The 14,366-nt window shown below is 33.5% G+C and carries 16 protein-coding genes; 2 read left to right on the top strand and 14 right to left on the bottom strand.

Features of this window, described 5'->3' with window-relative positions; translation table 11 throughout:
- Positions 1–22: 22 nt before the first annotated feature.
- Entirely contained in the window at positions 23–391 is a 369-nt protein-coding gene (locus D0T53_RS02845; RefSeq protein WP_163264880.1) for a DUF3127 domain-containing protein, read from the bottom strand.
- Between the two features lie 78 nt (positions 392–469).
- The gene (locus tag D0T53_RS02840; protein ID WP_163264878.1) at positions 470–2,281 is read right to left on the bottom strand and encodes a long-chain fatty acid--CoA ligase; all 1,812 of its coding nucleotides are present in this window, start codon (positions 2,279–2,281) and stop codon (positions 470–472) included.
- A 196-nt stretch (positions 2,282–2,477) separates the two neighbouring features.
- Here D0T53_RS02840 and aroC point away from each other — a divergent pair, with 196 nt between their 5' ends.
- Positions 2,478–3,542: a chorismate synthase gene (gene aroC, locus D0T53_RS02835; RefSeq protein ID WP_163264876.1), complete on the top strand. Its 1,065-nt coding sequence runs from the start codon at positions 2,478–2,480 to the stop codon at positions 3,540–3,542.
- A 45-nt stretch (positions 3,543–3,587) separates the two neighbouring features.
- A complete protein-coding gene (locus D0T53_RS02830; RefSeq protein ID WP_163264874.1) occupies positions 3,588–4,667 on the top strand; it encodes a hypothetical protein in 1,080 nt (359 codons plus the stop codon).
- 77 nt (positions 4,668–4,744) lie between these two features.
- Here the strand turns inward: D0T53_RS02830 and D0T53_RS02825 are convergent, their stop codons facing one another.
- The 12 genes from D0T53_RS02825 to D0T53_RS02770 form a co-directional block, all read right to left on the bottom strand.
- On the bottom strand, positions 4,745–5,308 hold the full coding sequence (locus tag D0T53_RS02825; RefSeq protein WP_163264872.1) for an L-threonylcarbamoyladenylate synthase: 564 nt from the start codon (positions 5,306–5,308) through the stop codon (positions 4,745–4,747).
- The gene (locus tag D0T53_RS02820) at positions 5,301–5,837 is read right to left on the bottom strand and encodes a GNAT family N-acetyltransferase (RefSeq protein WP_163264870.1); all 537 of its coding nucleotides are present in this window, start codon (positions 5,835–5,837) and stop codon (positions 5,301–5,303) included. Before D0T53_RS02820 ends, D0T53_RS02825 begins: the two co-directional genes overlap by 8 nt.
- Positions 5,821–6,867, bottom strand: a complete 1,047-nt coding sequence (locus tag D0T53_RS02815) for a glycosyltransferase family 2 protein (protein WP_163264868.1) — start codon at positions 6,865–6,867, stop codon at positions 5,821–5,823. The genes D0T53_RS02820 and D0T53_RS02815 overlap by 17 nt, the downstream gene beginning before the upstream one ends.
- A 23-nt stretch (positions 6,868–6,890) precedes the next feature.
- The gene (locus tag D0T53_RS02810; protein WP_163264866.1) at positions 6,891–7,346 is read right to left on the bottom strand and encodes a BT0820 family HAD-type phosphatase; all 456 of its coding nucleotides are present in this window, start codon (positions 7,344–7,346) and stop codon (positions 6,891–6,893) included.
- Between the two features lie 463 nt (positions 7,347–7,809).
- Complete coding sequence (gene recR, locus D0T53_RS02805) at positions 7,810–8,433, bottom strand: recombination mediator RecR (RefSeq protein ID WP_163264864.1); 624 nt, start codon at positions 8,431–8,433, stop codon at positions 7,810–7,812.
- Positions 8,434–8,593: 160 nt separating this feature from the next.
- Positions 8,594–9,811, bottom strand: a complete 1,218-nt coding sequence (locus D0T53_RS02800) for an HD domain-containing protein (protein WP_163264862.1) — start codon at positions 9,809–9,811, stop codon at positions 8,594–8,596.
- Between the two features lie 101 nt (positions 9,812–9,912).
- Positions 9,913–10,395, bottom strand: a complete 483-nt coding sequence (locus D0T53_RS02795; protein ID WP_163264860.1) for a hypothetical protein — start codon at positions 10,393–10,395, stop codon at positions 9,913–9,915.
- Positions 10,396–10,437: 42 nt separating this feature from the next.
- Positions 10,438–10,908: a hypothetical protein gene (locus D0T53_RS02790; protein ID WP_163264858.1), complete on the bottom strand. Its 471-nt coding sequence runs from the start codon at positions 10,906–10,908 to the stop codon at positions 10,438–10,440.
- A gap of 85 nt (positions 10,909–10,993) precedes the next feature.
- Positions 10,994–12,310 carry a DUF6056 family protein gene (locus D0T53_RS02785; RefSeq protein ID WP_163264857.1) on the bottom strand — a complete coding sequence of 439 codons (1,317 nt, stop codon included), beginning with the start codon at positions 12,308–12,310 and terminating at the stop codon, positions 10,994–10,996.
- 12 nt (positions 12,311–12,322) lie between these two features.
- Entirely contained in the window at positions 12,323–12,667 is a 345-nt protein-coding gene (locus tag D0T53_RS02780; RefSeq protein ID WP_163264855.1) for a DUF2185 domain-containing protein, read from the bottom strand.
- Positions 12,668–12,754: 87 nt separating this feature from the next.
- Positions 12,755–13,321, bottom strand: a complete 567-nt coding sequence (gene efp, locus D0T53_RS02775; RefSeq protein WP_163264853.1) for an elongation factor P — start codon at positions 13,319–13,321, stop codon at positions 12,755–12,757.
- A 135-nt stretch (positions 13,322–13,456) separates the two neighbouring features.
- Positions 13,457–14,350, bottom strand: a complete 894-nt coding sequence (locus D0T53_RS02770) for a radical SAM protein (RefSeq protein ID WP_163264851.1) — start codon at positions 14,348–14,350, stop codon at positions 13,457–13,459.
- Between the last annotated feature and the right edge of the window lie 16 nt (positions 14,351–14,366).

The raw sequence follows: 14,366 nt of genomic DNA, 5'->3' as shown, positions 1-14,366 counted from the left end.
TATTTTTATATTCTATCCTTTATCAGAAAGGTAAATCGTCTCCACTGTCTGACGAAAAATCGGCAGGTGGTGTTAAAGTAGTTGTATTGTTTTGCTCAAACGAAGACGAAGGCATGCTTCCCCCCTGCCCTGCTAATTCAACTTTCCAAGCTTTAACATCAGTGTACCAACGTCCGTTATACTCACGACTTTCTACGTCAAAATTAATGTCAAGCATATTTCCAATTTGTAAAACAGGCTCATTAATCTTATCTCCCCACATAGATATACATATCTTTTTAGGATATTGTCCGTCTGTTTCGACTATCATTTCTTGTTTTTTCCACTCTCCGTTACGTCCGGTCCCCGATTGTATGGGAAGTAATTGTATCAATCTTGCGACAATTTGCATAAATGTTTTATTGTTTAATTTATTTCAGAACAGCAAATTTACTTCTAAATTAGTTTCTTGGCAAAAAAAATCAAGATTTTATTCTTCGTACATCTTATCAATAATATCTTTATATTTATCAGCAATAAACCGACGTTTCATTTTCAGGGTATTTGTAAGTTCTCCACCTTCCATCGAGAATGGTTCGGGTAACAAGGCAAATTTCTTTACTTTTTCGAATGGCGCGAAATGAGCTTGAAGCAACTCTATACGTCCTGCAATCATAGAATTTACGTCTTTTCGGTTAAGCAACTCCGAAATATTATCATACTCTATATGATGTTCTTTAGCCCATGCCTCTAAATTCACATAATCAGGAATAATAAGGGCGCTTACATATTTTCGTTGATCGCCAATTACGGCAACCATTTCTATAAAACGATCTGAACCTAAAGTTGTTTCTATTGCTTGTGGTGCAATATATTTGCCATTTGCGGTTTTATATAAGTCTTTTATTCTGTCTCTTAATATCAGGGTACCGGTTGCTGTAAGTTCTCCAGCATCACCTGTTCTAAAGAAACCATCTTCAGTGAAAGCCTTAGCTGTTTCTTCCGGCTTTTTGTAATATTCTTTCATCACGGTTTTACCTTTAACTAATATCTCGCCATTGGTATCTATTTTTACCTGAACATCTGGCATTATTGTTCCTACCGAACTAAGTAAAAAACCCTGAGATGGATAAAAACTAACAGTAGCTGAAGTTTCGGTTAAGCCATATCCTATTATTATAGGTATATTTACCGATTGTAAAAACTCGTTAATAGTATCTGATAATGGGGCACCTGCACACGGAAATATATTCCCTTTGTCAATACCTATTACCATTTTCAGAACCTTATATATAGTATTATTATATAATGAGAATTTTATTCTATTACCCAACGGCGGTGCAATACCATTGTTTTTATAATCGAGATTATATTTTTTCCCAGTTTTAATAGCATCCTGATAAAGCCATTTCATCAAACCTTTCGACGAACTTATTTTTTCAAATACACCGGCATATACTTTCTCCCAAAAACGGGGCACACTACACATTATGGTAGGATGAACTTGTTTAATTGATTTTTGAATTTCTTTTGCATCCTGATTTATAACAACAGTCATACCAACATGCAAAGCATAATAAGTCCAAGCCTTCTCAAATATATGAGCTAAAGGCAAAAAGTTCATCGAAACATCTTTATTCGACACCATTGTGAGTCGTATATCGTGAATACGAAAGACCTCTAGAAAAGAAGAGTGTAACAAAACAACCCCTTTAGGTTCGCCTGTTGTTCCCGAAGTATAAATAATACACGCTGTATCTTCTTCCGAAATAGTTTTCAATCTTATATTAACCTGTACTTCTGCCTCCGAATTCTCTCCTACGGCGTTGAAATCATCAAAATATAATGAAGTCGTATCTTCGGGATGAAATTTAACGTGTGTATCAAAAACCACAATTTGCTTCAAAACTTTCGATTCCTGCATAACTTTATACGCATTGTTATACTGGAATTGTTCGCCAACAAACAAAGTCTCTATCTTAGCATCATTAATTATATATTCAATTTGAGCAGGAGACGATGTTGCATAAATAGGAACAACGATTGCTCTGTTTGCATAGGCTCCAAATTCTGTGACTAAGTATTGAAGCATGTTTTGTGAATAAATCCCTACTCTCGACTGAATATCAATTCCCTGCTCGGCCATAGCCCATGCAGTTTTCATTATCTTTTCAGAAAAACGCCTCCACGATACCGATTTCCATTTCTTTTCATCATTATCCCTGTATTTAATAACAGTTTTGTCTTTGTATTTAGTGGCGCGCAAATGAATCAATTCTGCGAGATGGTTGTAGTAATTCATCTTATTCTATTTTTTGATTTTCCTATTCGACAAAAATACATTTAAAAATTTTGATTATGAGTAATAATTTCATTTTTTATAGTTGCATAAACACCTATAAGCTTTTAAAATAGTAATATGAAAGCTCGAAAAATGATATTCATTTTAGCAAAGAATATTATCTTTGTCATATCTCAAAATTTCAAGATTAAAAAGAATGAATTCATTTGGAAATATTTTTCGGTTAACATCATTTGGCGAATCACACGGTGTAGCTGTTGGAGGAATAATAGACGGTTGTCCTGCCGGAATTGAATTAGATATGACGTTTATACAAAATGAACTAAATCGCCGCCGCCCGGGACAATCGAAAATAACAACACCTCGTAAAGAAGCGGATGAAGTACAATTCTTATCCGGAGTATTTGATGGTAAAACAACCGGAACACCAATAGGATTTACAGTATGGAATAATAACCAACATTCGTCCGACTACGATAGCCTTAAGAATGTTTTTCGCCCGTCCCATGCCGATTTTACTTACCAAAACAAATATGGAATACGCGATCATCGTGGAGGTGGACGTTCGTCAGCTCGCGAAACTATTGCACGGTGCGTAGCCGGAGCCATCGCAAAATTAGCACTGAATCAATTAAATATCAATATAACAGCATACACTTCTCAAGTGGGAGGCATTACTCTCGACAAAAAATATACAGAATATGATCTAGGTCAAATTGAGTCAACACCTGTGAGATGTCCTGATATAAATAAGGCCGAAGAAATGATAAACCTCATAAACGAAGTCAGATCTAAAGGCGATACTATCGGAGGCGTGATTACTTGCGTGATAAAAGGCGTTCCTGTTGGTTTAGGAGAACCGGTATTCGGTAAATTACATGCAGCATTAGGATCAGCTATGCTAAGCATAAATGCTGTAAAGGGGTTTGAATATGGAGATGGATTTGATGTAAATCATCGCGGATCAGAAGTTAATGATATATTTTACAACGATAACAATACAATAAATACTCATACAAACCACTCCGGCGGCATTCAGGGAGGAATTTCGAATGGGCAAGACATTTATTTCAGGGTTGCCTTTAAACCTGTTGCCACTATACTGATGGAACAGGATACTGTTGATACAAACGGAAAGGATATACGTATAAAAGCCAGAGGAAGACACGATGCATGTGTACTTCCACGAGCAGTACCCATTGTTGAAGCCATGGCCGCAATTACAATACTCGATTATTATCTTTTAAATAAAGCACGTTAATCTTTTTTTTTACTATAACCAACATAATTAATCAAATACAAAACTATGACAAAAACATTTAAGGAAAGAGTCTCTGAATTTTGGAAAGCTTTCGAAAAAGAAGAAGCAGAAGTAAGAAGCCTGATAGATAATAAAGCAGAGGCTAACACAATGGTCAATTTTGTTAACAGTATATTAAATATTGCATTCGAAGATCCATTTTTCGAGATGGGCGTTAACGACGAAGGTAAATATGAATTGATATTAACTCCCGAAGGAGACAGAGCCAGATTGCTAGAACTACATTACTGGCATCAGATGGCCCCCGAAAGCTTGAGTGAAAAATGGAATTTTTATTCAACAAAACCGGGCCATCCTAATTCTAATTTCGGCATACAAATGTATGACATTTCATTATCGAAAGATGACGTTGTAATCTATTACGAAATAGATGAAGAACGCCCTAAAATAAACCTTCAGGTATATTCTCCCAAACTAATGGAGTTAGACGAAGATCAACGATTTAATATGTTCTTTATATTTCTCGATCAATTTATTGGCGAATTATATACTATGGAATATATTGGATATATTGATTTTACTGATGAAGAATTAAATGGTAATGTCGTTTCTCTTTCTGATTTTAAGAATCTGATAGTGAAAATTGCAGACGAAAAAGAATGGCCTAAATACGAGAATCCTTACGATGTATATAGTAGCTACAAAATGAAACCGACCGAAAAGAAAGAATGGTCGTTACGTGAGGATGTTATGATTGGATATACTGCTTGTATACCTATGTTAAATGCATTTTTCAATGGAGACAACGATTTTTTCAATAAATTTAAAGCCGACGGTGTAGATTTTGGCTTCATATATTACGAAAATATAAATGTTCCTCAAAAAGAAATGGTTCCGTTCAGGTCTGAAATAGAGGACAAAATTATGGCTATCGCCGAAGAACGCCATATTGCAAACTCGTTAGGAGGAGCTACAGGATTCCATTTTTCTTATATCGATTTCATTATTTTTGATAAAGATGCTTTTATAGATGTAGTCAAAAATGTATTATCTGAATATAATCTGGAAGAAACAGGCTTTTGTAGTTTTGCGCCCGAAGACGCACCTGTATGGTTTAATAATTAATACATCGAATAAATTTATATAATTGACTAAGGCTAATTATTATCATTAGAAAAACAGCAGGAAAATCTGCTGTTTTTTTATTGCCTGATTATTTTAACTTCGCTATTCTTTCCTAATTTAATAATACTCGATGCTTGAGCTTTCGACTGGTCATCTTGCCCGAACTTAATGATATAATCTACTCCATTCTTAATCACATCCGATATTTCGTCATAACTTTGAGGCGAAGATACACCACTAATATTTGCCGAAGTAGAAACTATGGCTTTTCGGAACCGGCGACATAATTCTTGCGAGAACCTTTCTTTCGTAATGCGGATTGCCAGCGAGCCATCTTCTGCAATCAAATTGGGAGCAACATTTCGAGCTCCGTCATATATAATAGTTAAAGGCTTTTCGGTAAGATCAATTAAATCCCATGCAATATCCGGAACATCTTCTATATAATAATTAAGTTTTACCGAATTATCCAATAATACAATCATTGATTTATTATCTGCACGCTGTTTCAATTCATATATTCGCTTAACTGCATCCCGATTTGTAGCATCACATCCTATACCCCAAATTGTATCTGTAGGGTACAAAATTATTCCGCCATCCATCATCACTTCGCAAGCTTTTTTTATATCTTCAATCATCACTTTTATGTATTAACTGGTATATAAAAACATCCTTATAATCATCCGTTGCACATATCCATTCTTTGAAGATTCCACATCTATCAAAACCCGATTTTTCGAACAAACGAATACTCGCTTTGTTATCTGCAATTATATAAGCATACAATTGGTGTAAACGTAAAAAAGAAAATGCATACAATTTCACTAAATCAAGAGCTATGCCGGCAAAACCTTTCTTTTGATATTCCTTATCCAACAAAATACCTATCCCGCATCTAAGATTGTGAATATCCAAATCGTAAAGATCTATAGCCCCTATTGTTTTATTGCCTTCGCTTTTTAGATCAATCATCAATCGAAGTTGCTTATTCTGATATATATCGCTAGTTTGACTATCTAATATATATTGACGAAGAGTTTGTTTTGAATAAGGAGATATACTATTGCCGTGTATCCACAAATTGGTATTATTCTCCCATCTATATAAAATGTCTAAATCTTCGGGTTCTACCGCTCTTAGATTTAAGATATTATTGTTCAGCATCATTATTGGCTTTTTCTGCGAAATTACTACCAATAATCATCCCCGATTTCGGCGAATAAATTCGGTATTCAGTATTTTTCCGCTTTTCCTTATCCATTTTATTTATAATCTGAGAATATGAAAGGCTGGAATGATCAAGTAATACAACATTAAGCCCTTTTTTTGTTTTTTTTATGTTGAAAACAGCAGTTATTATTCGTTTCATTGCAGCAACAGCTGCCCGAGCATAAATGCCGGAGGTAATAAATAAGGAATATATCTTTCCAAAGTGAGGGTAATGTTTTTTAAAAAAGATATGCATAGCCTGATAAAAGACCTTTACATATTTTATATCCTTTTTGGTGCTCTCTCCTTTATAGTGAATTATCTTTTCCGGAAGATAATAGTTTTCATATCCTGCCTTCATTATGCGATACGACAAGTCAATATCCTCGCCATACATAAAGAAATCTTCATCAAGTAACCCCGATTTATTGAGAGCCGACCGCCTAAGCAACATGAATGCACCAGCCAGTACGTCTACCCTATGAATACTATTTTCATCCAAATATTTTAAGTGATATCGCCCGAAAAAAGTTGAATTTGGAAAAAGCTTAGTTAATCCGAATATTTTGCAGAACGAAGCCCATGGTGTCGGAAATCCCCGTTTCGATTCGGCTAAAAATTCACCATATCCGTTTATCATTTTCACTCCGATAGCCCCAGCTATAGGATTCTTGTCTGCAAAATCACAAACGTTACTGAAAACATTTTCGCCAACAACAGTATCGGGGTTTAATAATAATATATATTCACCTTTCGAGACTTTTATACATTGATTATTGGCTTTTGCAAATCCCGGATTATCAGAGTTAGCTATAAAAAAAACATTGGGAAATTTTTCGCTTAAATAAGCAATCGAATTATCACTTGAATTATTATCAACAACAAACACTTCATATTCGAACGGAAAATTTGATTCTTCAACCGAAAGCAAACATTGTTCAAGAAAATATTTTACATTGTAGTTAACAATAATAACTGATAATTTCATATCCATTTACCGCAAAACAAGCCCTAATATCCTTTGTTTTTTTCTATCATCTCGCCTAAGCGTATGAAAAAATTCTTCTTACGACGACTAGTTTTGCTCTCGCCCGAAAGCATCATTATTTTTTCAAACGAAACCTCACCTCTTTCTTTTGCCTGTATTGCATGGTATATTACCCCCCAATCAGGAAGTCCTCCTAAGTTTCTGTCATCTATAAATAAATCAGCATCAAGTTTTCGTGCAGCAGTTGCCCGATCTTCTTCCGGATGATTTTTATTAGCTGCATAAAACTTTAAACCTTTACTTTCGCAGTAATCTACAGCCTCTTGTAGTAAATCACCTTCGCGCACACTCCATAAAAGTAAAATGTGCCGTTCTTGTTGTAACTTTAATAATGTTTCAATAGCAAAAGGAATTGCACGCCCTATTCTCGGATATTCGTGTTCAACAATTGTTCCGTCAAAATCAACAGCTATAACCATACAATTTTTTTATATTATTTATTTTCACTTTTATCTATAGTTGTATATAAAGTCTTTTGAGGTATGCAAAAGAAAAAAACAAATATAACAATGATAGTCATATATATAAAATTTTTCGATCCTGAAATATGTAACGATATAATATTAACTATCGCAATACAATTAAGAACAGTTAACCTCAAAATATAATATTTTTTATACAGTTTGATATACTTTTCAGTACTATAATTTATAATCTTATTATTTTGAACATAAAATAATCTTAATATTCCAGGTATACCAATTAAAGTCAGTAATATCACATAGCGTTCTAGTACTTCGTTCGGACTCCAAACATTATATCTTATAGTATATATAACAGTATAAATAAAAAAGATAGATAAAATAAAGACCGAAAACACAAAATAGAGCTTCAACCCTTTACCTAATTTAGTCGATTTTTCAACTAAAGTTTCCTCCATGATTATAATTTAAATGATTCATTAAACAAAGTCCTATTCAGTATAGAGCGCCCTAAAGTTATCTCATCAGCATATTCAATTTCATCTCCAACCGATATACCACGAGCTATTACCGACACTTTTATGTCGAAATTTACTAATTTCTTATATAAATAAAAATTTGTAGTATCTCCTTCCATAGTAGTACTCAAAGCTAAAATAACCTCATTAATACCTCCCTTAGAAATTCGTTCAATAAGACTATCTATTTGTAAATCATTTGGCCCAATTCCTTCAATAGGCGAAATAATTCCTCCTAAAACATGGTATAGTCCTCTAAATTGAGATGTGTTTTCGATAGCCATTACTTCCTTTATATTTTCTACCACGCATATTATACTCGTATCTCTTAATGGATTCGAACAAATTGGACATACTTCATCGTCGCTTATATTATAACATATTTTGCAGTAATTAATATTCTGTTTAAGTGTTACAAGTGTGGAAGTAAAAGAGTCGACCATTGTGTTATCTTGCCGCAACAGCCACAATACTAAACGCAATGCGGTCTTTCGTCCAATGCCCGGTAAACGAGAAAACTCATTAACTGCATTTTCTAAAAGAGTCGACGGATATTTCGAATTCATTTTATCTATTTATAGAATGGCTAAAGTTTGAAAAAAGCTTCAATAATATAACAAAGATAGTGAAAGCCTCCCAAAAAGTAAGCAATATTAAGCAGATTTAGCTAGTAGCCTTATACCCTTTCCTTGAAATATACAAAAATTAGATGGCTTTAAAATATTTCTATGTTTTAAGATAGGAAAAATAATATTTCTCTATTCGCTTCGATAACAATTCAATATTAAGCATATCCGATGCCTCAGATATATCTTTTACTGTGCCATCGTTATACAAAATATCAATGCTGTCGTCAAGCTCTGTATACATATTGGTAGAAATATTATCAGCCGAAATAAAATATTCGGCTTCATGTTCCGAAATATTGAACTTTGAAATATATCTGTCAATCTGTTGCTTTATGGACTGAGGGTCTTTGGGTGTTGATAATATTTCTATTTTAAATAAATTGCGGTCAACAAGAGCAGAACTTAAAGTCGACAAAACAACATCGTTATGCTTTGCCCATACTTTCATTGCACACCAGATATCGTTATCGTCTAAATTTACAAAATGTTGTAAAGCCTCTGATTTAAAACTTTCTTTCGATGGGTTATTTTTTAAAAAGTATTTCAATGATGGTGAGGCAAATAAATCAATCCCATCTTGTGTTAGTTCTTTAGCCCTAGTTAATACATTTATTAACATTTTTTCGGCGGCAACAGCCGTTTTATGTAAATAAACTTGCCAATACATTAATCTGCGCGAAGTAAGAAAATTTTCGATCGAATAAATACCTTTAGCTTCAACAACCAATTTATCATTTCGGACATTAAGCATTTTAATAATACGTGCCGAGCCGATATTTCCTTCTGTAACTCCTGTAAAGAAACTATCTCTGCGCAAATAATCAAGTCTGTCAACATCTAACTGACCACTTACCAGTTGATGCAAAAAACGTTTGGGATATTCATTCTTAAAAATAGAAATACAAGTATCTAAAGTTCCATTTTGTTGAGTATTTAAAGATTGCATCAGCATCAATGAAATATCTTCATGATTTATTCCATTGACCAAAGTATTTTCTAAAGCATGAGAAAACGGACCATGTCCAATGTCATGAAGAAGTATACTCGCCAAAGCCCCGTTAGCTTCATCTTTTGTTATTTCATGGCCTTTAGAGTGTAGCGTATCTATTGCCTCCTGCATCAAATACATTGCACCTATAGAATGATGAAAACGAGTGTGTTGTGCTCCCGGATACACAAATGCTGCTAATCCCATTTGTTTTATTCTGTTTAGCCTTTGCATATATGAATGGCTAATCAAACTATACAGAAAGTTATTAGGAATGGATATAAATCCAAAAACAGGATCGTTAATTATCTTCTTTTTCCGGTTCACTTTTTTTAGCTTTAAATGAATAAACACAAGCTTAAAAAATAATTAAGCTTGTGTTTACCTTTCATTAATTTTATACTGAATTAAGTTGCAAATACGAAGATTTATCTTAATTCTATATTTTTCTTTTTAGCAAATTCTTTTTGCATTGATGTTACACTATCAAAAGCTGAATCTACAGCATCGTCCTTAGCCTCAATAGCATCAACAGCAGCCTGTATTTCTTCATTCGTAGCATCTTCTTTTCCCATTATCTCTAATTTGTCATATTCTTTAGCAGCAGCAATTAATGCTTCGATAAAACTGATAGATGCAGCTTGAAATTCTTCTCCATTTGATGGAACTTCAAGTTTTTTCACAGCTTCTAAACGAACATTTAAACTGTCGACTGCCGATTTTGAAATAGTACCCATTTGATCGTATTTCTCTTCTTCAAGAAGTTTTTCATACGATTCGTGCACACTTTCATAATCTTTTTGAGCTTTAGTCATTAGAGAAACCATCGAGTCGTTAAATTTCACCGGATCAGGACCGCAAGAAGTTAACAACAGTGCAGTTGCAAATAGTGTAAATAGTAATTTTTTCATTTGGTTAAGAGTTTAGATAAATTAAAATATATTCTTATTGTCTTAATTCAATTTTTTTATCTTCGAATATGCTGATTGATACTCATGATAAATCTGACTGCTGGCCTTCAGATTACGCACTATATTTGCATTTTTATTATCAAAAATAGCTGCTTGATCTTGTGTTAAAGAGTCGGTTAAATTGGTATATATTTTCTGTGCTATAACAAATTCCATCATTGACTCAAGATACGATATTGCTGCTACTTTTAAATTTGTACCTTCAACCGTTGGTTTTAATTTTTTCACTTCGTCAATCCTCATTAGTATTTCGCCCGATACATCTTCCGACATTATTCGTATCTTCTCGGTATTACCTGTTAATAAGGCTTTATCAACTATCGAATCGTAAGTCAACACTAACTTTTCCGAATATTGAATATTTTGCATAACAGTATCATTAAACTGTTTTGGCGATGTTTCGCATGCACTAAAACCCAGAATTACTATAAATAACAAATAAAACTTTTTCATCTATTTTTATTATTGACAAGTTACAAAGATAAGAGGATTGTTAAGAATTTCAAATTCTTATTATAAACATTCTTTATTCGCATTTCTACTTTTTATATCTTACATCTATTTCATAAAATATAGTCAATAAAGCAGCAGAATAAGTAGGATCTTCTACAACATATTTATTTGCTGTTTCGTACTTGACGAATTCAACGGTTGATTTACCTTCGGTTTTACTCTCTAATATCAAGCTAGTCCGATTTTTGTGTATAGCCTCTACCCTATTCAATTCTTTATATATATCAAACAAATTAAAGATCAAGGCTAGTAAACCTAATATAATAAATGAATATTTTATATTACGAATTAGCGCATTATTAGTGTTCACAGCAAGTATACCTAAAGCCACAATACTTAAAGCATATACACCAAACCAAGCCCTTTCGGGGAAAGCCGGAGAAAACACCATTACATAAATAGCAGACAATGTTGCTATTACATAAATCAGAGCATAATATATAACATCTTTATTTTGATTTTTCTTCTTTTGAAGGACAAATAATACCAATGTAACTAAACTTAATATACCTATATTGTTTAGTAAAGCTTGTGTATGCCTAAATAAACGATATATAATATGAAAAATAGAAGTTTCTGTACCTTCGGCACGAATAGCATTGCCTGGCGCTATAATCATAATAAAATAACCAATTAAAGCTCCGGCAAATCCGGTATAAACCCAAACTGGAATTTTCCATTTATTTTTTCGGTAAAACATAAAGAACAATACAATCATTAACAACATTGCAGCTGCTATATTCTCATTAGTACATCCGGCAATAGTCCCGAATACAAACATGATAAGCGCAACTATATAGTTCTGTACAGGTTTGTATTCTCCATTCCTATAAAATCTGAAAGGAAGAAGAAAGGCCAGAATTAGCATGCTACCCCACATGTAATTAGCACTTCCGGTTATCCACAGTATTGTTTCTCCAAACGGCTCCAAATACCAGATTAGCAAAAAAACGCCTAAAAACAGACTTACACTAAATGATTTTCTACCATTAATATGCAGATATATAAGTGCTATAAATAAAATAAAAGCCAGTGAATTTATTATATCCGCAGTTAATGGATCTAACATTAGTAATAATTGAGCGATGGTATGCACAACTACCCGCCCCCCCCATGTATAGTAATGATTCTGTTGTGATTGAATAATATCGTCAAAAGAATGAATTTTTTGAGTAGTATCAAAGATATGTTGATAGGTAAAATCATCTCCTAATAACGGCGTTTTGATATTCATAAATAGAATAAGCCCGAAAACACCTATAATCGACAATGCGAATAACAGGAATCTTAATATTTTGTTTTGAGAACAAGCATCTATAAACATCTCAACTTTTTCAATCATACTTAGTATTATTTATATTCGGTCAAAACTTTCCGTTTCAGGGTTCCATTCGAATTCTGATCCCGGCTTTTGAGTTAATAAGTCTTTTAATTCAGGTTTCCAATCAACAATGTCAGACAGATCCTGAGTTATTACATTATCCGGATTATCTAGGTAATCTTCATCTTCATCTCCATAGATAAAACGCCAACCACTGTCGATCTTAATATCTGAATACTCACGGTAGCAATACCCCACAAAATTATGATCGATAGCCCTTTGAGTAACAAAAGCATAACGTTGCATTAGCTCAAAATCCTGAATTGATGGATCATCCCAATTCTCGTCTTCCATATCATTCAATTTCGACTTACTCATATCTTTATATAATCAATAAAAAATCGCACTTGCTCTTATTTAAGAAAACCAAGTACGATTTTATCATTTGTTTTTTACAATACCAAATTAATTTCTCACGCGTTCAACATATGAACCGTCGCGAGTATTAATTTTTATTTTTTCTCCTTCGTTTATAAATAAAGGAACACGCACCTCGGCACCTGTTTCAACAGTTGCAGGTTTCAATGTGTTTGTAGCAGTATCACCTTTCAATCCCGGTTCGGTATAAGTAACCTCTAATATTACATTCTGAGGAAGTTCTGCTGTAAGTACGGTTTCTGATTCGGCATGAACTTGTACATCAATAGTATCACCTTCTTTAAGAAAAGCGACACCATCTATCTGATCGCCACTAAGATTGATTTGCTCAAAAGTTTCATTATTCATTAAAACATATTCCTCTCCGTCTTTATAAAGAAACTGATATGGACGTCTTTCGATACGAACTTCGTCTAGTTTAACACCAGCATTGAATGTTCTGTCTAAAATACGACCTGTAGTTACATTCCTCATTTTTGTTCGAACAAAAGCTGCTCCTTTTCCGGGCTTTACATGAAGAAATTCAACAATCACATAGTATTGTCCTTCTATATCTATACACATCCCGTTTCTAATATCCGCAGTAGTTGCCATAACTGAATTATTGTTTTATTATATTAAAATATTGATTTAGTTCTATTTTTCAAAAATTTAAGGCATAAAGGTAGTAAATTTGAGATATATCTGAAAATGGTTGAATAAAAAACCATTTCTGATAGTAGCTTTTCATTACATACGTAGCCTCATTCCGGCTAAAATTGTATCGGGTTTTAAAGTCATTACACTATGCATTTCTCCGGCCATACATAACCCACACTGATCGCAAATGCCTGCATTTTCGCCAGAACAAGTATTCAATCGTGTACCATCAGCAAGTATAAAATTCGAGACCCAACATTGTTTCTTAAACTTATTATGTTTCATTAATTTAAGTCCCGATACCGAATTCATAATCGGATATTTTTTCTTCTTATATGCTATTACTTTATCTATAACCTGACAGCGAATATCCCAATTGAGAAACAAGCTTTCTGTTCCTTTATAAGGCGTGTGAAAGTTTATCGAAATTGATTTTATAAAAGGATTATCTTTAACAAACTCAATAGTTTCATCCACAGACTGATAGTTCAAAGCATTAACAACCATATTAACACTTAAATCAGGATGACCGCTTGTCTCGATATTTTTTACCAGTTTATCAAATACACCATTTCCTCTTATACGGTTATGATATTCGCCTAATCCATCAAGACTTACCCATATCGAATCTGCCTTTAATTTATCGAAAGGTAATACCGCATTTGTTGTTACAGTAGTAGAAAAAAATCCTATATGTTTTGCCAAAGCTATAAGACTATTTATATCATAGTCTCCGTCAGTCCAGATTGTAGGTTCTCCCCCCTCAAAGTCGACAAAACGAGATCCCCGCTTATAGCAATATTCAAGTTCTTCTTTTATCTGTTCGTAAGTCTTTATATTGGGGTTTTGGCGTGAATAAACATTACAATGCTTACAAGCCAAGTTGCACTTATCCGAAATAAATATAACAGATTGCAATGGATCTTTCTTTCCCAAAAACTTAGCCTTAAAAAACCATAGAGGCAAATAGAACGTAGAATTCATGATACCAGACACTTAC

The organism is Dysgonomonas sp. 216 (assembly GCF_010501065.1).
GTDB lineage: Bacteria > Bacteroidota > Bacteroidia > Bacteroidales > Dysgonomonadaceae > QVMM01.
Note: the sequence above shows the minus strand (reverse complement) of the source record. Positions and strands in the feature narration are given on the sequence as shown.

Bases quoted from the DNA above. Each gene is read 5' to 3' on its own strand.
- D0T53_RS02845 (WP_163264880.1), bottom strand. From the start codon at position 391: ATGCAAATTGTCGCAAGATTGATACAATTACTTCCCATACAATCGGGG.
- D0T53_RS02840 (WP_163264878.1), bottom strand. From the start codon at position 2,281: ATGAATTACTACAACCATCTCGCAGAATTGATTCATTTGCGCGCCACT.
- aroC (WP_163264876.1), top strand. From the start codon at position 2,478: ATGAATTCATTTGGAAATATTTTTCGGTTAACATCATTTGGCGAATCA.
- D0T53_RS02830 (WP_163264874.1), top strand. From the start codon at position 3,588: ATGACAAAAACATTTAAGGAAAGAGTCTCTGAATTTTGGAAAGCTTTC.
- D0T53_RS02825 (WP_163264872.1), bottom strand. From the start codon at position 5,308: ATGATTGAAGATATAAAAAAAGCTTGCGAAGTGATGATGGATGGCGGA.
- D0T53_RS02820 (WP_163264870.1), bottom strand. From the start codon at position 5,837: ATGATGCTGAACAATAATATCTTAAATCTAAGAGCGGTAGAACCCGAA.
- D0T53_RS02815 (WP_163264868.1), bottom strand. From the start codon at position 6,867: ATGAAATTATCAGTTATTATTGTTAACTACAATGTAAAATATTTTCTT.
- D0T53_RS02810 (WP_163264866.1), bottom strand. From the start codon at position 7,346: ATGGTTATAGCTGTTGATTTTGACGGAACAATTGTTGAACACGAATAT.
- recR (WP_163264864.1), bottom strand. From the start codon at position 8,433: ATGAATTCGAAATATCCGTCGACTCTTTTAGAAAATGCAGTTAATGAG.
- D0T53_RS02795 (WP_163264860.1), bottom strand. From the start codon at position 10,395: ATGAAAAAATTACTATTTACACTATTTGCAACTGCACTGTTGTTAACT.
- D0T53_RS02790 (WP_163264858.1), bottom strand. From the start codon at position 10,908: ATGAAAAAGTTTTATTTGTTATTTATAGTAATTCTGGGTTTTAGTGCA.
- D0T53_RS02785 (WP_163264857.1), bottom strand. From the start codon at position 12,310: ATGATTGAAAAAGTTGAGATGTTTATAGATGCTTGTTCTCAAAACAAA.
- D0T53_RS02780 (WP_163264855.1), bottom strand. From the start codon at position 12,667: ATGAGTAAGTCGAAATTGAATGATATGGAAGACGAGAATTGGGATGAT.
- efp (WP_163264853.1), bottom strand. From the start codon at position 13,321: ATGGCAACTACTGCGGATATTAGAAACGGGATGTGTATAGATATAGAA.
- D0T53_RS02770 (WP_163264851.1), bottom strand. From the start codon at position 14,350: ATGAATTCTACGTTCTATTTGCCTCTATGGTTTTTTAAGGCTAAGTTT.